Origin of the sequence: Paraburkholderia sp. CNPSo 3274, assembly GCF_024206475.1 — a bacterium.
GTDB lineage: Bacteria > Pseudomonadota > Gammaproteobacteria > Burkholderiales > Burkholderiaceae > Paraburkholderia.
The window spans coordinates 27,509-46,181 of record NZ_JAMBPR010000071.1; the positions used below are offsets into that span (position 1 = coordinate 27,509).

The 18,673-nt window shown below is 65.6% G+C and carries 13 protein-coding genes; 6 read left to right on the forward strand and 7 right to left on the reverse strand.

The genetic code is table 11. The features are described 5' to 3' along the window. Positions 1–12: 12 nt before the first annotated feature. The 4 genes from glgB to M3I54_RS34715 all read right to left on the reverse strand — a co-directional run bounded on the left by glgB (position 13) and on the right by M3I54_RS34715 (position 10,163). Complete coding sequence (gene glgB / locus M3I54_RS34700) at positions 13–2,229, reverse strand: 1,4-alpha-glucan branching protein GlgB (protein ID WP_254343973.1); 2,217 nt, start codon at positions 2,227–2,229, stop codon at positions 13–15. After that, positions 2,222–5,671, reverse strand: a complete 3,450-nt coding sequence (gene treS, locus M3I54_RS34705) for a maltose alpha-D-glucosyltransferase (RefSeq protein WP_375542264.1) — start codon at positions 5,669–5,671, stop codon at positions 2,222–2,224. The genes glgB and treS overlap by 8 nt, the downstream gene beginning before the upstream one ends. Beyond that, positions 5,668–9,171: a maltotransferase domain-containing protein gene (locus tag M3I54_RS34710; protein ID WP_254343975.1), complete on the reverse strand. Its 3,504-nt coding sequence runs from the start codon at positions 9,169–9,171 to the stop codon at positions 5,668–5,670. The genes treS and M3I54_RS34710 overlap by 4 nt, the downstream gene beginning before the upstream one ends. 335 nt (positions 9,172–9,506) lie before the next feature. After that, positions 9,507–10,163 (reverse strand): DUF1345 domain-containing protein, encoded by a 657-nt coding sequence (locus tag M3I54_RS34715; RefSeq protein ID WP_254343976.1) that lies wholly within the window; start codon positions 10,161–10,163, stop codon positions 9,507–9,509. Between the two features lie 362 nt (positions 10,164–10,525). Between M3I54_RS34715 and M3I54_RS34720 the strand changes: the two genes are divergently transcribed. The 4 genes from M3I54_RS34720 to M3I54_RS34735 all read left to right on the forward strand — a co-directional run bounded on the left by M3I54_RS34720 (position 10,526) and on the right by M3I54_RS34735 (position 15,103). Continuing rightward, positions 10,526–11,101, forward strand: coding sequence for a sorbitol dehydrogenase family protein (locus M3I54_RS34720; RefSeq protein ID WP_254343997.1), 576 nt, complete (start codon positions 10,526–10,528; stop codon positions 11,099–11,101). 70 nt (positions 11,102–11,171) lie between these two features. Then, the gene (locus M3I54_RS34725) at positions 11,172–12,773 is read left to right on the forward strand and encodes a GMC family oxidoreductase (RefSeq protein WP_254343978.1); all 1,602 of its coding nucleotides are present in this window, start codon (positions 11,172–11,174) and stop codon (positions 12,771–12,773) included. Between the two features lie 13 nt (positions 12,774–12,786). Beyond that, positions 12,787–14,190 carry a cytochrome c gene (locus M3I54_RS34730; RefSeq protein ID WP_254343980.1) on the forward strand — a complete coding sequence of 468 codons (1,404 nt, stop codon included), beginning with the start codon at positions 12,787–12,789 and terminating at the stop codon, positions 14,188–14,190. 172 nt (positions 14,191–14,362) lie between these two features. Continuing rightward, a complete protein-coding gene (locus M3I54_RS34735; RefSeq protein WP_254343982.1) occupies positions 14,363–15,103 on the forward strand; it encodes a metallophosphoesterase in 741 nt (246 codons plus the stop codon). A gap of 37 nt (positions 15,104–15,140) precedes the next feature. Here the strand turns inward: M3I54_RS34735 and M3I54_RS34740 are convergent, their stop codons facing one another. Together M3I54_RS34740 and M3I54_RS34745 are read right to left on the reverse strand one after the other, a co-directional pair. Further along, positions 15,141–15,842, reverse strand: a complete 702-nt coding sequence (locus M3I54_RS34740; protein WP_254343984.1) for an RES family NAD+ phosphorylase — start codon at positions 15,840–15,842, stop codon at positions 15,141–15,143. Further along, the gene (locus M3I54_RS34745) at positions 15,839–16,267 is read right to left on the reverse strand and encodes an MbcA/ParS/Xre antitoxin family protein (protein WP_254343986.1); all 429 of its coding nucleotides are present in this window, start codon (positions 16,265–16,267) and stop codon (positions 15,839–15,841) included. Before M3I54_RS34745 ends, M3I54_RS34740 begins: the two co-directional genes overlap by 4 nt. Before the next feature lie 115 nt (positions 16,268–16,382). On the opposite strand from M3I54_RS34745, the gene M3I54_RS34750 reads away from it, so the two are divergent. Next, on the forward strand, positions 16,383–16,853 hold the full coding sequence (locus M3I54_RS34750) for a hypothetical protein (RefSeq protein WP_254343987.1): 471 nt from the start codon (positions 16,383–16,385) through the stop codon (positions 16,851–16,853). A gap of 7 nt (positions 16,854–16,860) precedes the next feature. Here M3I54_RS34750 and M3I54_RS34755 read toward each other — a convergent pair whose 3' ends face one another. Further along, positions 16,861–17,712 carry a LysR substrate-binding domain-containing protein gene (locus M3I54_RS34755; protein WP_254343989.1) on the reverse strand — a complete coding sequence of 284 codons (852 nt, stop codon included), beginning with the start codon at positions 17,710–17,712 and terminating at the stop codon, positions 16,861–16,863. 101 nt (positions 17,713–17,813) lie between these two features. On the opposite strand from M3I54_RS34755, the gene M3I54_RS34760 reads away from it, so the two are divergent. Next, a complete protein-coding gene (locus M3I54_RS34760; protein WP_254343991.1) occupies positions 17,814–18,197 on the forward strand; it encodes a tautomerase family protein in 384 nt (127 codons plus the stop codon). Positions 18,198–18,673: the final 476 nt, after the last annotated feature.

The following is an 18,673-nucleotide window of genomic DNA, read 5'->3' on the forward strand; positions in this document are numbered from 1 at the left end:
CGCGGCGCCGGCTTATCGGCGCAGGCGCAGGATCAGCGTGCCGAGTGGCGGCAGGACGAATGCGGCCGACTGCGGCTTGCCGTGGCTCACCACGCTCTCCGTGGCAACGAGGCCTCCGTTGCCTGTGTTCGAGCCGCCGTACACCTCGGCGTCGGTGTTGAGCGCTTCTTCCCACTGTCCCGGCTGCGGCATGCCGATACGGTAGCCGTGGCGCGGCACCGGCGTGAAGTTGCAGATCACCACGATCTCGCGGCCCGAGCCGTCCACGCGGCGCCATGCGAGCACGCTGTTTTCGTTGTCGTCCGAAACAAGCCATTCGAAGCCGCCGGGTTCCGAGTCGAGCGTGTAGAGCGCGGGCTCGCTCGCGTAGAGGCGGTTGAGGTCGCGCACGAGCGTTTGCACGCCGCGGTGCAGCGGGTCGTCGAGCAGGTTCCAGTGCGGCGTACCGTCGTGATCGAATTCGGCCATCTGCCCGAACTCGCCGCCCATGAACAGCAGCTTCTTGCCGGGGTGCGCCCACATGAAGCCGAAATACGCGCGCAGGTTCGCGAACTTTTGCCAGCGGTCGCCTGGCATTTTGCCTAGCAGCGACCCTTTGCCGTGCACTACTTCGTCGTGCGACAGCGGCAGCACGAAGCGTTCGGACCAGGCGTAGACCATCGCAAACGTCATCAGGTGATGGTGATAGCGGCGATAAACGGAGTCTTCGTGCATGTAGTGCAGCGTGTCGTGCATCCAGCCCATGTTCCACTTGAACTGGAAGCCGAGGCCGCCATCCTCGGGGCGCGCCGTGACGCCTGGCCAAGCTGTGGATTCCTCGGCAATGGTGATGACGCCGGGGCGTTGCGGAACGTATTGCGTTTCGTGATTGAGACGCTTGAGAAACGCAATCGATTCGAGATTCTCGCGGCCGCCATAGATGTTGGGCACCCACTCGCCTTGCGCGCGCGAATAGTCGCGGTAGAGCATCGAGGCGACCGCGTCCACGCGTAGCCCGTCCACGTGATAGCGCATGAGCCACGCAAGGCCCGACGCGACCAGGAACGCGCTCACCTCGCGGCGTCCCAGGTTGTAGATCATCGTGTTCCAGTCGGGGTGATAGCCCTCGCGCGGGTCGGCATGTTCGTAGAGCGCCGTGCCGTCGAAATCGATGAGACCGTGCGCGTCGTTCGGGAAGTGCGCGGGCACCCAGTCGAGAATCACGCCAAGTCCCGCTTCGTGCGCGCGGTCGACGAACGCCGCGAAGTCCACCGGCGCGCCAAGACGCGCGGTGGGGGCGAACTGCGATAGCGGCTGATAGCCCCACGAGCCGCCAAACGGATGTTCCGCCACGGGCAGCAATTCGATGTGCGTGAAGCCCATGCCCTGCGCGTAGGGGATCAGGCGTTCGGCGAGTGCACCCCAGTCGGGCGCCGGGGCGTCGGCGCCTTGCGTGGGCAGCCACGAAGGCGCATGCACCTCGTAGACCGACATCGCCGCGCGCGCGTTCTGCCGTTCGGCGCGCGTTTGCAGCCACTCCTGATCGCGCCACGCGTAGTGGTCGATCGCTTCGACGGGTGCGACGATCGAAGCCGTGCCCGGCGGGCGTTCCGTCTGGAGCGCGCAGGGATCGGCCTTGAGCGGCAGGACCACGCCGCGCGCGCCGAGTATCTCGTACTTGTAGCGCGCGCCGGACGCTACACGCGGAATGAAAAGCTCCCATACGCCTGCTTCGTGGCGCAGCCGCATGGGGTGACGCCGCCCGTCCCACGCGTTGAAGTCGCCCACTACGGAGACGCGCTTCGCATTTGGCGCCCAGACAGCAAAGCGCACGCCGGGCACGCCATCGCAGGTCAAGGGCCGCGCGCCGAGGCATTCGAGCACCGCGTAGGGGTCGCCGTCTGCGAGACGCACGAGCGCTTCATGCGAAAGCTGCGGGCCGAATGAATAGGTATCCTCGATTTCCTGGCTCACGCCATGCCAGTCGACCGCGAGCCGGTAGGGCACCGCTTCCGCGAGTGGTCCTGCGTAGAGTCCTGCGGGATGCACGAGCGAGAGTTCGCCGAGCGTGTGGGCGCGGTCGCGCGCCACCACGCTCGCGCCCGAAGCGTTCGGCAGCCATGCGCGCACGTAGGGGGCGCCGTCCACCCAGTGCAGCCCGAGCACAGAGAAAGGATCGGAGTGGTACGCGCCGGCGAGTGCGTCGGCGTCGTGGGGATTCAGGCCGGCTTGGGGCGCGCGTTCAACCATGGCCACCTCCGCCGGAACGCGATTGAGTTGACTGCGTGAGCCCGAGCACGCGCGCCGCTAGCGCCGCGAGACCGCGTACCGGCAGCGCGAGCCAGGTGGGGCGGTTGGCCGCCTCGTAGCGGATCTCGTAGGCCGCCTTCTCGATCAGGAACAGGTCGAGCAGCGCCTGCTCCTGCGAAGCGCTTACGAGCGTGAGCGGTCCTTCGGCCACGGCTGCGCGATACTGGCTCAGGAACGCTTCGCCAGCATAGCCGCGGAAGCGTTCGAAGAGCGCACGCTTGCGATCGACGAGTTGCTGCGGCGCGTTTTCCAGCGTCGATTGCGCGGCGGCTCCCGCATACGAGAGCGAGCGCAACAGGCCCGCCACGTCGCGCAGCGGCGACGTCTTTGCGCGCCGGTATTCGAGCGCTCGCGCGGGCTCGCCTTCGAAGTCGATCAAATACGCGTCGCCCTGGGAAAGCAGGACCTGGCCCAGGTGGAAATCGCCGTGTATGCGGATGCGCGCGGCCTTCGTGTCGTCCTGCACGAGTTCGTCGATCTTCGCGACGAGCGCCTTGCGGCGATCGATCAAGCTGCGTGCGAGATCGCGTGCGTCTTCGTCGAGCGTTTGGTCGTCTTCACCCGTATGCCGCGCGACGATGTCGAGCGCTTCATTGACCATGGTCTTCGTGTCGTCGACCCAGGCGCGCACGTCGTCGGGTGTGGCGGCGACGGGCGCGAATGCGTCGTCGTCGCTGGGTCTGGATAGCATCGCGTGCAACTCGCCCAGGCGCTTGCCGATGGCGCCGATCACCGCGCAGTATCCCTGCACGGCTTCTTCCTCGTGCGCCTGGTCGACGCTCGTGTCGTCGTCCATGGCGAGCGCGAGTTCGTCGATCGTGCGGCGCAGATAATCTAGCGCCCAGTCCCACGCATTGCCCTGGTTGTCGATGAAACCCTGCACGATGATGAGCGTGTGCGGCACGCCCGCGGGATCCACGCGCACCACTTCGCCATAGAGCGGCGCAGTGTTCGCGTAGCCGAGCTTCGTGAGGTAGCGGCTCATTTCCGCTTCGGGGTGCACGCCAGCCATGAGCCGGCGCACGATCTTGAGCACGAGGGTTTCCGCGATCACGAGCGAACTGTTGCTCTGCTCCGCGGCGAGCCAGCGCACCTCCGGCGTGTCGCCAAGGTCGAGTTCGTCGAGGCGCTCCGTCGGCTCGAAGCGGATCGTGCTCTGCTGGACGGTGGGCACCGTGGCGTGCTCGCGCAGCTTGCGCAGCACGCCATAGGCGAACCATGGCAGCGAGAACGCGTCGGTGAGATAGCCCACCGTGCGGCCGCGCCGCACGCGCGAGAGCGCGAGCTGGATATGCAGCGGCGTGGTGATTTCGGTGCCCCACGTAATGGCGATTGGGAGTACGTAGCGCTCGCTCGTGCCATCCGCAAGCTCGGCCTCGATCTCCGTGAACGCGAAGCCCGCGCCGTAAATCGTCGTCAGCGCCGCGAGGCGCACGGCGCGCAGCGGCTTGTCCTTGGAGGCGAACCAGCGGCGACGCGAGAGCCACGAAGGCAGCACTTCCGATTCGAGCAGCCGCACGTTTTCGGGCGTCGCGCCCGCCTGACCTTCGCGGAGCACTACAGTCACGAACTCGGGCAATTGCTCCGAGGTCGGCTGGCTCCAGGAAGGCCGCTGATCGCCGGGGCTCAGCAGGAACCACAGGAAGCCGTAGGGCGGGAAAGTCAGCAGATAAGGCAACTGCCCGACGGCTGGAAACACAGAGTCGGCCGTCATTTCGACAGGGGCCGTGCCCGCGAATTCGGAAAGATCGAGTTCCACCGCCTGCGGCGCGCGCGACAGATTCGCCACACACAGGATCGGCGCTTCGCCCGGCATTTCGCGCAGATACGCGAGGATCTTGCGGTTCGCGGGACGCAGGAAGCGGATCGTGCCGCGCCCGAACGCCTGCTTTGCCCGGCGCGTGGCGAGCATGCGGCGCGTCCAGTTGAGCAGCGAATGCGGGTCGCGGCTTTGCGCTTCGACGTTGATGGCATCGTAGCCGTAGAGCGAGCCCATGAGCGGCGGCAACACGAGCTGTTCGGGGTCGGCGCGCGAGAAGCCGCCGTTGCGGTCCGACGACCACTGCATCGGCGTGCGCACGCCGTCGCGGTCGCCCAGGTGAATGTTGTCGCCCATGCCGAGTTCATCGCCGTAATAGATCACGGGCGTGCCGGGCATGGAGAGCAGCAGCGAATTGATGAGTTCGATCCGGCGGCGGTCGCGCTCCATGAGCGGCGCTAGACGCCGGCGAATGCCGAGGTTCAGGCGTGCGCGTCGGTCGCTCGCATAGGTGTTCCAGAGGTAATCGCGTTCGGAGTCGGTCACCATTTCGAGCGTGAGTTCGTCGTGATTGCGCAGGAAGATCGCCCACTGGCAGCTCGGCAGCAAGTCAGGCGTCTGCTTCATGATGTCGAGAATCGGGAAGCGGTCCTCGCTCGCAATCGCCATGTAGAGGCGCGGCATGAGAGGGAAGTGGAACGCCATGTGGCATTCGTCTTCGTTGCCGAAGTACTCCTGCACATCTTCCGGCCACTGGTTCGCTTCGGCCAGCAGCATGCGGTTCGGATAGTGCTCGTCGATGGCCGCACGTATCCGTTTGAGAATGCCGTGCGTTTCGGGCAGGTTCTCGTTGTTCGTGCCTTCACGCTCCACGAGGTAAGGCACGGCGTCCAGACGCAACCCGTCGATGCCCATGTCGAGCCAGAAGCGCATGACCTGCAGCACTTCGCGCAGCACGGCGGGATTGTCGAAGTTCAGGTCGGGCTGGTGCGAATAGAAGCGGTGCCAGTAGTACGCGCCCGCCACGGGGTCGTGCGTCCAGTTGGACGGCTCCGTGTCGATGAAGATGATGCGCGTACCCTGGTACTTCTGGTCGGTGTCGGACCACACGTAGTAGTTGCGATGATTCGAGCCGGGCTTGGCACGGCGCGCGCGCTGGAACCACGGGTGCTGGTCCGAGGTATGGTTGATGACCAGTTCGGTGATCACGCGTATGCCGCGCGCGTGCGCTTCCTGAATGAAGCGACGCACGTCGGCAAGTTGGCCGTAGTCGGGGTGCACATTGCGATAGTCGGCAATGTCGTAGCCGTCGTCGCGGCGTGGCGAGGGGTAGAACGGCAGCAGCCAGACCGCCGTGACCCCAAGGCTGGCAATGTAGTCGAGCTTCGCGAGCAGGCCAGGGAAATCGCCCACGCCATCGTTGTTCGAATCGAAGAACGATTTCAAGTGCACCTGGTAAATGATCGCGTCCTTGTACCAGAGCGGGTCGTCGGAAAGCATCGACGGCTTGCCGCGCCGTTGCGTGGCGCGTTCCTCCTGGTGTGGATCGTGTGCGGTCGAGTCTCGCGTGACGGTCTGCACGTTCGTCGCCACAGGCTCGTGCGTAGCGGGGTCGCGTTTCATGTCGCTCCTACGGGCGGGAAGTCCGCGTCGAGTTCGGGATGGCCCTCGATGTGCTCATCGTGCTCATCGGCGTGTTCAGGCAGCGGTTCTTCGCGCGGCAGGCCCGTCGCGGGCTCGATGCGCCAGATCGCAAATGGGCGCGCATGCGGGTCGAGTCGCACGTGCTGCCAGCGCCCATGCCACTCGAAGCGCTCGCCCGTCATTTCGTCGATCACATTGAGGGGGGCGTGGTCGTCGAGGTGCCAGCGCTGGAACGTCGCCCAAGGAAGTTCGAAGTCGGCGCCCTGCTCGTTGAAGGCATCGAGATTGATGGCCACGACGAGCACGTTGTCGCGCGCAGGCGTGGCCTTCTCGAAGCACAGCAGCGAGTCGTTGTGCGCGTCGAGGAACGTGATGCCGAGATGCGTGTGCAGCGCCGGGTTGGCGCGCCGAATGCGGTTGAGCGTGCTGATCTCCGTGACGATGTTGCCGGGACGATGCCAGTCCCATGCGCGCAGCTGATATTTTTCGGAATCCAGATATTCTTCCGAATTGGGCATGGCGCGTCCTTCGCAAAGTTCGAAGCCGCAATACACGCCCCACAGCCCGGAAAGCGTCGCGGCCAGCGCTGCGCGGATCAGGAAGCTCGAGCGCGCGCCGGTCTGCAAATGGCGCGGATTGATGTCGGGCGTGTTGACGAAGAAGTTCGGCCGATAGAAGTCGCGCACCTCGGTCTGCGTGAGTTCCGTGAGGTAGTCGGTGAAATCGCGCTTCGATTCGCGCCACGTGAAGTACGTGTACGACTGCGAGAAGCCGAGCTTGGCGAGCCGATACATGAGGCGCGGCCGCGTGAAGGCTTCGGAGAGGAAGATCACGTCGGGGTGGCGCGCGCGCACGTCGGCGATCATCCATTCCCAGAACGGCAGCGGCTTCGTATGCGGGTTGTCCACGCGGAAAATGCGCACGCCCGTGTCCACCCAGAACAGGATCGCGTCTCGCAGTGCGAGCCACAAATCCGGCTTCGAGTCGTGCGCGTAGAACTCGGGGTTCACGATGTCCTGGTATTTCTTCGGCGGGTTTTCGGCGTAGCGCAGCGTGCCGTCGGGCCGCCACGCGAACCAGGTGGGATGCGCTTTCAACCACGGGTGGTCAGGCGAGCATTGAATCGCAAAATCGAGCGCGATTTCGAGGCCTTGTTCGCGCGCCGCGGCAAGCATGCGGCAGAAGTCCTCGAGCGTGCCCAGTTGCGGATGCACCGCGGTGTGGCCGCCTTCGGCTCCGCCGATTGCGTAGGGGCTGCCCACGTCGCCGGGCTGCGCATTGAGCGTGTTGTTGCGCCCCTTGCGGTTCGCGAGGCCAATGGGGTGGATCGGCGGGAAGTACAGCACGTCGAAGCCCATTTCGCGAATGCGCGGCATCTTCGCGATCACGTCGTCGAAGGTGCCGTGGCGCGATTCGTCGTCGCTCATCGAGCGCGGGAAGATCTCGTACCAGCTCGCGAAGCGCGCCGCGCTGCGCTCCGCATCCACGCGATTGACGATCGTGTCGCGCGAAAGGAACGGACGGTGGCTCGCGGCGCGCACGGCCGCAGCCGTCGAAGGCGCGGCGATGATCGCGCAGCGTGTTTCGGTGTCGGCACCGATGAAGCGTTTGACGATGGCGTCGAGCGTTTCGTTGGTGCGCTTCTGGTCGTCGTCGCCCGTGCCTGATGTTTCTGCGGTGGCGAGCACGAGCGCGAACAGACGGCTCGCTTCCTCCAGCTCCAGATCGACGGGCTGGTTCGCCGCGCGCTTCTTGTGCAGATGTTCCGCGAGCGAGGCGAAATCGTCGCGCCACGCAATCACGACGTACTCGTAGCGTCCGACGCGATCGAGCGGAATGTGGGCCGCCCACAGGTCGGTGCCAGCGGGCGGCACGGGCGCCATCGGCGATTCGTGCCAGGCGGTTTCGTCGGCGGCGCGCCAGAGCACGGCGGCGTCGATGCGGTCGTGGCCCTCGGCGAAGATGGCCGCGCGCACTTCGCAGCGTTCGCCCACGGTGCGCTTCGCGGCGAAACGACCGTGATCGACCGAGGGTTGCGCGCTCTCGATGGCAATGCGGGGAGCGGCGATCGCCTCAAGCACGCTCTTGTGTCCACTCGTGTCCGTCTTGCCGCGATCTTCGGGCGGCGCGAGCACCACGAGCGGGCTCGCGAGCGCGCGGAACATCCAGCATGCGCCCGCGGGCAGCGTGAACGTGTCGGGGATCGCGCTCGCGTCGCGCGGCGCGGGCAAGCGCGCGCCGCGCAGCGTTTCGGCGTCGAGCGGTGCGAAGCGCGTGAAACCGCCAGGCGCACCGTCGAGCAGGCGCGAGAGATCCACGCGCACAGGCGCGGCGAGCGCGGGATTGATGAGTGTAAGAATGGCGTCGCCCGCGTCGCGCAGATCCGCGTGGTCGCCGCGCAAGAGCGCTGCGACGCTCGCACCAGGACCATTGAGCGCGCGCAGTTCACCGTTGGTCTGCAGCGTCCACGTTTCGCGTTGCAGCGCGTTGGCGTGCGCGACATCGGCGCTCAGATCGAATGGCGCGCGCGCCTTCGCGGCTTCCCACGCCTGCACGCTGTTGCCGCTGTGCGAGGTCGCTTCGTCCACGCCATATTCGAAACCCATCGGCATGAGCCAGCCGGTGCCCAGCGCGGCTGCCGCGCGCAGCATGCGGCGATAGGCGCGCTCGAGCGCGCGCGCATCGGCGGCGCCTTCCTGGTCGTGCGCGTAGCGCGCGCCATAGGGCGCTTCTGGAAACGTTATCGGTGAGCCCACACGGCGCAATGCGGCGTGTTCCTCGACCATCCAGCTCGACGAGAAGTCCCACCAGCGCAGCGAGGAGAAGGCCGCGTCGAAGCCTGCACCTTCGAGGTGCGCGATCGCCTCGCGCGGCAGGCCGGGCGTAGCGGCGAGCCAGCGCGTTTGTGGAAAGCGCGCGCGTACGGCGTCGAAGATCGCGCGCAGCACATGGGGCGGCGTGCGGTGCGGCGAGTCCACGCGAAAGCCGCCGATGCCCGCTTCGACGAGCGCGATGGCGCGCCCCGTCCACCATGCGATGAGCGGGGCGCTCGCGCGCTCGAAATCGGCGTAGGCGACGTTGGCTTCGCGATGACCGTGGCGTGGGTCGAGGCGCGCGTCTTCGGGCTCGAAGGGGTGGAACCATTCGGGATGCGCGGCGTAGAGCGCGCCGTCGGCGGCGCTGCGATCTAGCACGAGATCGGCGAGCAGCGTGACGCCGCGCGATTGCGCCGCGAGCGCGAGTTCGCGCATGGCGTCGTCGGCGGAAAGCTTGCTGCCGAAGGCCGCGTTCAGGCGCGCGTGGTCGGCGACGATGCGGTCGTCGCCCGACGCGCCCGAGGCGAACAGCGCGCCGATCAGGACGTGATCGAAGCCAAGCGACGCCGCGCGGGCGATGTGCGCCGGCCACGCGTCGAGTGGTCCTGCAAGGACGGAATGGACGAAGTAGATCCGCGGCGCATAGGCGTGGGGAGGTTCCATCGGTCGTATTCCAGGTACGTCAGGCGAAGGGGATGCAAGACGGGGTTAGCCGAAATGCGATCGCGCCGCCCGGGGGCTGCCGGAGCGTGCCGCGCTGCGCGTGGTGGACAGGCACTTGTTCAGAGTAGTGCAAGAGCAGCCCGGAACCAAACCACTTGCGCCGCGTGGCGACTTGCGGGGGAGGGGAGCAAGGCACATGCCCATGTGCGATGCAGGCGCGCGGCGCGCGCACAGGCGCATGTTCGCAAAGGCTGGGCTCAAAGGCGGGCGAATCGAGAGGCGAAACCGGCGGCGATTGCCGGTATCCGTTGCAGCGGTGAAAAAGGGAAACGTGCTCAGCTACCGACCATGCTCGCGGCGATATTCACGCACAGCCCTAGCACAGAAACGTTGAAATAGAACGACAAAATCGATTGCGCGAGCACGCCGCGCCGCGCGCTGCGCCCGCGCAGGCCGATATCGGCGGTTTGCGATGCGCAGGCGATGGTGAACGAGAAGTACAGAAAGTCCCAGTAATTCGGCGTGAGCTTTTTGTCGGGAAACGCGAGGGCGGGCTCGTTGGGATCGGAGCCGTAGTAGATGCGTGCGTAGTGCAATGTGAAGATGGTGGGAATGAGAAACCACGCCCCGATAAGCGTGAGCCCCGTGAGCAGAGAATGCAGCACTTTCGAGGCTGTGTCGAGATCCTTCGTCGTGCCGAGTTCGATGACGATGGCGACGATGCTCGCCACCGTTGCGATGCAGATGAGAAACAGCACGGTGCCCGCATTTTCGTCTTCACGGCGGGCGTTCGCGCGCACGCTTTCTTCGTTTGCTAACACCATGTGCAGCCAGATCAGCACGAGGTAGGTCCATACCGTGGCGTCCCAGCCGAGCAGGACGCGCGCGGAAGCATGGATCGAGGCGGGCGCGAGCAAGCCGAGCACGACGCCCACGGCGATGGCGATCATTAAGTGCGGTCGGTTGCGCAGTACCAGCGGAATGAGGTTCATGAAGTGGCGCGGGTGGCGCGGGTGGCGCGGGTTAGCAATCAATTGCGGCGATTCTACCGTGCGTGGTCCGCCGGGGTGACGCGCTGTTCGCTGTTATGCCGGGCATGCAAGCTTTCGGTTTGTCTTATCGGGCCATAAGGGGCTATATTGCTTGCGCAACTCGGCAACGCGCTTTCGAAGTCAGCGCAACGAAGGTGCATATGCAGAGATCCGCGTGGGCCGACGATAGCAAACGTCCTTGTATCAGTCCTGGTTTCAAGCGCCGCCCGCGCCGGCGGCAAGCGTGTTTCGCCCCATGCCAGGGGAACCTGGCGGGATCGACCTCATCTGGAGTGCTCATGACAGATGTGACACAACACGGGATGTCTCAGGCGCCGCACGATCTTCCCGCCGCATTCGACCGCTTCGGCCGCCCTGGCCGCAGGCGTTTCGTTTCGGGAGCGTGCGCAGCGGCGCTGCTCGCTTTTGCGGCTGCCGGGCGCTCTCGCGCGCCGTTCGGCATGGGCCGCGCTTTTGCGGCTACACCGGCGAGCGCATCCGGTAGCGGCTATGAAGCCTTCATCGAGCTATCGCAGCGCCTCACTGGCCGCACGAGCTTTGACGCCGCGCTCGGCAAGCGCGTTTATGCCGCGCTCGACCACGCGAGCAGCCAGTTCGACGCGTACGTCGCGACGCTCAACACCTGGATTCAAGGTCATGGCGGCGTGCCCTCCGATACCGTGACCGCTGCGCTCAAGACCGATCAGCCGGAACTCGCCTCGATGGTGGGCGACGTCATGCGCGCGTGGTATCTCGGTCTCGTGGGCGAGATGCCGAAGGTGCAGGTGGTGGCCTTCGAAAAGGCGTTGATGTTCGACCCCGTCAACGACGTGCTCACGATTCCCTCGTATTGCCGCGACGTGCCGTTCTACTGGAAGCAGAAACCCGCGGGCGAATAGCGGAACAACAAGCACCCACATCACGGGCAGCGCCAGGCCCCACAACGAAAGCCAAAGGATGAGGTCGACAATGGCGACAGGACATTCCGCCGACGTGGTCGTCGTCGGTTCCGGCGTGGCGGGCGGTCTGGTGGCGCACCAGCTCGCCCAGGCCGGCGCTTCCGTGGTGCTGCTCGAAGCGGGGCCGCGCCTCGCGCGCTGGCAGATCGTGGAGAACTTCCGCAACTCGCCCGCCAAGGCCGATTTCGCCACGCCGTATCCGTCCGTGACTTACGCGCCGCATCCCGAATACGCCCCGCCCAATGAGTATCTCGTGCAGAAGGGCGATTATCCGTACAACTCACAATATTTGCGTCTCGTGGGCGGAACCACGTGGCACTGGGCCGCCGCCGCGTGGCGTTTGCTGCCTGCGGACTTTCGTTTGAAAACGCAGTACGGCGTGGGACGCGACTGGCCCTTTCCCTACGAGACGCTGGAGCCGTGGTATCAGCTCGCGGAATTGGAGCTGGGCGTGTCTGGACCGGACGCTACGTTCGATCTCGGCTCGCCGCGCTCCAAGCCGTATCCAATGAGCATGCTGCCGCTTTCCTGGATGGATCAGCGCTTCTCACAAGTGCTGAATGCGAATGGCTTTCACGTGGTGCCCGAGCCGGTCGCGCGCAATAGCCGCCCGTTCGATGCGCGTCCCACCTGCTGCGGCAACAACAACTGCATGCCGATCTGCCCGATCGGTGCGATGTACAACGGCGTGGTTCACGCGGACAAGGCCGAGCGCGCGGGCGCGAAGCTCGTGCCCCAGGCCGTGGTCTATCGCATCGAGGCCGACAACAAGGGACTCATTACCGCGGTCCACTACAAGGACCCGAGCGGCAGAAGCACGCGCGTGACCGGCAAGCTCTTCGTGCTCGCCGCGAACGGCATCGAGACGCCCAAGCTCATGCTGATGTCGAAGAGCGATGCGTTTGCCCACGGCATTGGCAACAGCTCCGACCAGGTGGGTCGCAACCTCATGGATCATCCGGGCACGGGCGTCACGTTCATGGCCAACGAACCGCTATGGCCGGGGCGCGGGCCCATGGAAATGACCTCGGTCGTAAACTTCCGCGACGGCGCGTTCCGCTCCGGGTATGCGTCGAAGAAACTGCATCTCTCGAACGCGGTGCCCACCATGGCCGTCGCGGCAGCACTCATCAAGAACGGCTTGACCGGCGCGGAGCTGGACCGGGAGATCCGCGAGCGCACGTCGCGTACGCTCAACATCAACAGCTTTCACGAGCACTTGCCCGAGCCGCAGAACCGCGTGCTGCCCTCGGGCGAGCACAAGGACGGACTCGGCATTCCCCAGCCCGAGATCTATTACTCGATCAACGACTACGTGAAGAAGAGCGCGGCGAACACGCATGAACTCTATGCGCAGATCGCGCAGCTTTTTGGCGGCACGGACATCGAGTTCGACGACACCTTCGCGCCGAACAATCACATCATGGGCACGACGATCATGGGCGCGAACGCCGCCGATTCGGTCGTCGATGCCGATTGCCGCACGCACGATCATGCAAATTTGTTCGTCGCCAGCAGCGCGGTGATGCCCTCGGCCGCCTCGGTGAACTGTACGCTGACGATCGCCGCGCTGTCGCTGAAGCTGGCCGACAAGCTGCGCCACGAGCTTTGATAAGAGCCAGACGATGAAAACAGCGAAGTCCTCCCCCGCGGCCACCGCAAATCACGAGCGAGAGAGACGCGCGCGCGCCGCCATCGCGGCCGCGCTTTTCTGCGCCTTCGCGCTCGGTATCGCGTGGCACGCCTCGCACGAATCGCAAACGCGTCCCGTCGACGAACTGCCGATGTCTACGGCGCGCGGCGACGACACGTCGACGCCCAATGCGGATGCGGACAAGCCGGACCTCATCAAGCGCGGTGCCTATCTCACGCGCGTAGGCGACTGCGCCGCGTGCCATACCGCCGACCCAGGCAGACCATTTGCGGGCGGCCTGCCCATCAGCACACCGTTTGGAAAAATCTACACGCCGAACATCACGCCGGACCCCGATACCGGCATCGGCCAATGGACCGATACCGACTTCGTGCGCGCGCTGCACGAAGGCATCGGCCGAGGCGGCGAGCGGCTGTATCCCGCATTTCCTTACGTCGAATTCACGCGCATGACCGAGCAGGACATGCTCGCGATCCGCGCGTATCTGAATACGGTTGCGCCGGTGCATTACACGCCGCCCGCGAACGCGTTGCACTTTCCGTTCAACCAGCGCTGGCTGATGATCTTGTGGAATCTCTTCAACTTCAACGAAGGCCGCTTCGTGCCGGACCCGAAGCAAAGCGCCGAACACAACCGCGGCGCCTATCTCGTCGAAGGCCTCGCGCATTGCGAGGAATGCCACACGCCGCGCAACTTCATGCAGGGCCTCAAGACGACCGGGCGCTTCTCAGGCGCGACGCAAGCGGGCTGGCAGGCCTACAACATCACGCCCGACCGCACGAGCGGCATTGGCAACTGGAGCGACGACGCGCTGATCGCCTACCTTTCCACCGGCATTGCCGCGGGCCACGCCAGCGCAGCAGGCCCGATGGCCGACGTGGTCCAGCACTCGACGCAATACCTGACGCATGAGGACCTGCGCTCGATCGTCGCGTACCTGCGTGCGCTGCCGCCGGTTTCGGGCGGCGTGACGCGGCCGCGCGATGCCTGGGGCAAGCCCGCTGTGGACGACATCACCGCGCTGCGCGGCACGACGATCTCGACCGTGAACGGCCTGCAGCTTTTCGTGGCGAACTGCGCGAGCTGTCACCACTGGACCGGTGAGGGCGTGGGGGCAAGCGCGCCGGGCGCGTATCCGTCGCTCATTCATAACAGCGTCGCGGGCGCGCCGAGCCCGAACAACCTCGCGATGGTGATCCTGCACGGTGTGAGGCGTCAAACGAAGGACAGTGACGTGCTGATGCCGGCATTCGGCGATGAATTGAGCAACGAACAGGTGGCGGCCATTTCCAACTACTTGACGACGCAGTTCGGCGATCCGCAGGCCACCCTCACGGCCGGCGAGGTGGCGGCGCTGCGTGCCCAGCCCCAGTAACGCCGGGACTTTGCGCCGCGCTCACGGCGGCGCTGGCAACCGCAAACGCGTATGCTGTGGGCGCAGGCACGCCGCTTGCATGTAGCCTGCTTGGTGACGCGCCTGTCGCAATCGCATTCGGTACGATATTTGGCGCTCATATGGCCCACTCACACAGCGCTATGATGAAGTGATGACGCATACACCCGACGCTCTCGTGCAGCACCATGCCGCCAATCTTGCAGGTCGCGACTTCGTAGTAGGCGATTTGCATGGTTGTGTGGAGGCGTTGCGCTATCTTTTGCGCGAAGTCGAGTTCGACACCGCGCGTGACCGGCTGTTTTCGGTGGGCGATCTCGTTGACCGGGGCGAACGCGAGCAGTGCGAACAAGCGCTCGCGCTGCTCGACAAACCATGGTTCTACGCCGTGCTCGGCAATCACGAAGACGCGCTGTGCGCCGTGGCCGAAGGGCGGATGCCGCGCAATCGCTGGTATGGCATCGGCGGCGGCTGGGCGCAGAGCGTGCCCGACGCCGAACTCGTGCAATACGCGCAACGGCTGCGCCAATTGCCGCTGGCGCGCGTGGTGGGCGAGGGCGAAAAGCGCTTCAACATCATCCACGCGGAATTTTTCGGCGACGACGCCGCACTCGACAGCGGCCAGTTCAATTCCGACGTGCGCGAACGCATGCTTTGGGGCCGCGATCTCGTGCTCGGCACGGGCGACCCGGCGCGCCGTGCACTCTCGCTCACGTTCTGCGGGCACACGCCGGTGCGTGAAGTGCGGCAGATTGGCTCGCAGGTGTTCATCGACACCGGAGCGTTCATCACCGAAGGACGCCTCACCATGGTCGAGGCGCTCACGTCGCGCATCTGGTCGGTCTCGCAGGTCGAAGCGCTCGCGCATGGCGCGGCCGCGATCGTGCTGCCCTGAGGCCTGGCGCCTGCCGGTCTCTCGCTGGCCGCTCGGGCTATACGATGCGGTTCAACTCGAACACCATGTCGACGGTGTGCCCATTCCAGTTGTATTCCAGATACGCCGCGTGATGGCACGCGCGCAGTAGCGTCGTGCTGAGGGCGGCGAGACATTCGCCGTCCTCGTCGCGCACCGACGGATACGCAATGCCTGGCGCACGCGCTTCGCGGGCGGCGCGGCCTAGCGCCTGGCCGGGCGTGTAGTCGTCGGGCGAGAGCACGCCCGGGTCGAGCGCGGGGTCGTCGCGCAGATCGATCACCTCGCCATGCGCGATCACCGTATAGAGCCGCATTTGCTGGCGGATGGGCGGCTCGTTCGTGGCGGCGAGAAAAAGCCCCGAGTGATAGCGCGTTTCCGCCACGGCGGTGGCGCGCGAGCGCGCGCAGTAGAACACGCCGTAGGTGCCGTCGGAAAAACGGCTGCCCTGCGGATTCAGGTGCGTGAAGGCCGCCATGATCGGCCCGTAGCCGGGGCCGAAGCGGCGCTCCTCGCGCGGCACGAGGTCGAGGTCGCCGGTTTCGGTGCGCAGGCGGTCGTTGGTGAGCGCTTCGAGCGCGTAGAGCGCCTCGAAGTCGTCCGCGGAAGCCACGCGGTCGAACAGGTTCACGGCGGGAAACCGGGTGGGAATCACCCTGAACGCGGGTGACCAGGTGAGCTGCGCGCTGCGCCAGCGGTCTTGCCAGTTCGTTTGCGTCACGCCCAGCCGCCTCGCATGGCGTCGAGATACTGGCGCACCGCCACGAGGTCGCTGACGTTGCCGGCCAGCATGCGGTCGAGCGCGCGCCGTCCGCCAAAGGGCGGCGCGCTGTTGGGGCGCTTGATCCAGGTGTCGGCGGAGGTGGGTTGGGGCAGGAGAATCTGCAGCGCCTTGTAGATGCCGAGCAGCAGCGAAAGGCGTTCAAGTGTGTCGCGGCCGAGCCGGGCGGTTTGCGGGGACTGCTTCCACTTGAAGAACGTGGATCGGCCCGGCGAGCCGAGCAGAATAATCTGCTCTTCGGCGCTCAGGTCCCAGTCGCGCGCAATGTTGAAGAACGCCCTGAGCCCCGCCGCCGACATTTCAGTGAGCGATGGCTCGGCGCGGGGACGTCGCGACGGAGTGACGGCAGCAGTGGCAGATGGCATGGTGGTCGAGTCCTGAATTGAACTTTTAGTAGATATTAGTCCATATATGGATTATTGCAAGTTTTGACTCGGTATAATCCTCGCCGGACATTTGACGGCATTTGGGGGAGACGGGGTGCGGGCACGCGTATTGATGGTCACGGCAATGATTTTTACCGCGCCGGTGTGGGCATTCGGCCAGGGGAAGACGGGGCAGGGAGCGGCTGCCGCGCAACAATCGCACGGCGGGCAGGCGTCCAACGCGCGTGGCGGGTACGGCGGTACGGCGTCGCACACGACCGCACGCCATACGCACGCGACGGGTTCCACTCATGCGAGCGCCCCGCGCCATGTTGCGAAGGCCGGCAAGCCGTCGCACGCAAAGGGCCACGCCGCGGCGCGACGGCACACGCCCGGCGAGGTCCACGCGGCGGCACGCGCACATCATTCGGCTCCCGTGCCCAAAGCCGTCACGCAAAAGCGTCCCGCGCCGAAGCCCGCCGCAGTGCGGCCCGCGCCACGCCACAAGCTCGTGGTGGACGCGCCGCCGCCGCACATCGAGCGCGCGATTCCCGCGCCTCACGCGCTGCCGCCTATCCTGAGTTGAGCGCCATCTAGCCTGTGCCGAGCCCCGACGCGAGCAATTGCAGTGTTGCCGCGGTTCGAGGCTCGCGTACCCGCGAGTGAAGCAGGACCTGCGAAACCGGCAGCGCGGGCAAACCGAGCCGCGCGCCGACGTCGATAAGTTCGCGCGGCGCGACCCGGCGCGCCAGCGGCGAGACCGCGAGACCTGCGGCTAGCGCCGCACCCACCGCGGCGACACCGCCGCCCACGAACACTTCGGTCCACGCCACGCCTGCGGCGTCGAGCGCGCGAACCGCCGCTGCCCGCACCGCGCATGGCGCGGCGAGCAGCGCGAGCGGCAGCGCCGTGCCGGGCTGCCACTGCCATTGCGGCGCGGCGAGCCAGACGAGCGGCTCCGCGAAGAGCCGGCGAGCATCGCCGCGTGGCGCCTCCTCTGCCTCCTGACGCACGATGACGGCATCGAGCCGCCGCTCGTCGAACTGCGCGAGCAGATGCGCCGAGAGCCCCAGATGCAGCTCGATCACGAGCCCCGGATCGTGAACGCGAAGCTGGGCGAGCTGACGGGCCAGGTTTGCGTCCGCAACATGCTCGCTCAGGCCGAGCGCGAGCCGCCGCTCGTCGCCTGAAAGCGCCCCGAGCGCGCGTTCATGTGCGCCGAGGAGGTCGCGCGCTGCGGCGAGGAACGTGAGGCCGTCCGCCGAAAGCCGCACGACGCGCGGCGTGCGTTCGAGCAATTGCTTGCCCAGATGCGCTTCGAGGCGCTTGAGCTTGAGGCTCACGGCCGATTGCGTGGTGTCGAGGGCGTCGGCGGCGCGCGTGAAGCTGCGCAGTTCGGCGACGAGCACGAAGGCGCGCACGGCGTCGAGATCCAGTGGTTTCATTTCAGATGAAAATGGATGAAATATTTATCTATGCCTGTTAGTTATGATATATCGCGCCTAAGCTGATGTCATGTCAAACCCCACCGAAGAAGGAGATCGACATGCCATTCACTCGTATCGCTGTTCGCGCAGGCAAGCCCGCCACGTATCGCAAGGCGCTCACGCAGGGCATTCATCAAGCGCTGATGGACGTGTTCAAGGCGCCGGAAGACGACATCTTCATGCTCATCACCGAGTACGATGCCGATAACTTCGTGTTCGGCCGGCATTACCTCGGGATCGAGCGCAGCGACGATCTGGTCATGATTCAGATCGCCGTGAGCAACACGCGCGGGCAGGATCAGAAGAAGGCGCTGTTCGCGCAGATTGCCGAAAACCTCGCGCGAGATCCGGGGGTGAGGCGCGAGGATGTGTTTGTGAATCTCGTGGACGTCGCGCGGGAGAACTGGTCGTTTGGGAATGGGGTGGCGCAGTACGCGACTTGAGCGCGGAGCTTGACGCCGCCTCCGATGCAGAGCGACGCTCATCAGGCGTTGGCCGAGTTGCGGCGTACGCTGGCCAGCCTGAACGCCCTGGCCGATTATCTCGAACGCCACCCTGAGGCATTGATCTGGGGGAAGTGCGCAGATCCATGAATCAGCAAGGTCGCCTACAGCGCCCGGCTCACCAGTAATGGATCGACCACTCCAATCGCCTCACCATCCCGGCTCGCATAATCCAGAGGATTTTTAGCGGAGCGGAAGCGGCGCAATGAATTGACTAGGGACACGGCGAACAAGCCGTTTCCGCTCCGCTAAAAATTCGTTGAGCTAAGCCGCTCCGCTGTCGGTGGCTATGGGGATTGAATCGGTGCGGCGCCGGTTGTGCGTGTCGAGTGCGGGAAGCGAAGCGAGGGCAAGAAACAATCGGGATACGCGATTGGGCAGGCACGTCCAGGCATGATGGTCTGCGGGCGGCTTGG

Bases quoted from the DNA above. Each gene is read 5' to 3' on its own strand.
- glgB (WP_254343973.1), bottom strand. From the start codon at position 2,229: ATGGTTGAACGCGCGCCCCAAGCCGGCCTGAATCCCCACGACGCCGAC.
- treS (WP_375542264.1), bottom strand. From the start codon at position 5,671: ATGAAACGCGACCCCGCTACGCACGAGCCTGTGGCGACGAACGTGCAG.
- M3I54_RS34710 (WP_254343975.1), bottom strand. From the start codon at position 9,171: ATGGAACCTCCCCACGCCTATGCGCCGCGGATCTACTTCGTCCATTCC.
- M3I54_RS34715 (WP_254343976.1), bottom strand. From the start codon at position 10,163: ATGAACCTCATTCCGCTGGTACTGCGCAACCGACCGCACTTAATGATC.
- M3I54_RS34720 (WP_254343997.1), top strand. From the start codon at position 10,526: ATGTCTCAGGCGCCGCACGATCTTCCCGCCGCATTCGACCGCTTCGGC.
- M3I54_RS34725 (WP_254343978.1), top strand. From the start codon at position 11,172: ATGGCGACAGGACATTCCGCCGACGTGGTCGTCGTCGGTTCCGGCGTG.
- M3I54_RS34730 (WP_254343980.1), top strand. From the start codon at position 12,787: ATGAAAACAGCGAAGTCCTCCCCCGCGGCCACCGCAAATCACGAGCGA.
- M3I54_RS34735 (WP_254343982.1), top strand. From the start codon at position 14,363: ATGACGCATACACCCGACGCTCTCGTGCAGCACCATGCCGCCAATCTT.
- M3I54_RS34745 (WP_254343986.1), bottom strand. From the start codon at position 16,267: ATGCCATCTGCCACTGCTGCCGTCACTCCGTCGCGACGTCCCCGCGCC.
- M3I54_RS34755 (WP_254343989.1), bottom strand. From the start codon at position 17,712: ATGAAACCACTGGATCTCGACGCCGTGCGCGCCTTCGTGCTCGTCGCC.
- M3I54_RS34760 (WP_254343991.1), top strand. From the start codon at position 17,814: ATGCCATTCACTCGTATCGCTGTTCGCGCAGGCAAGCCCGCCACGTAT.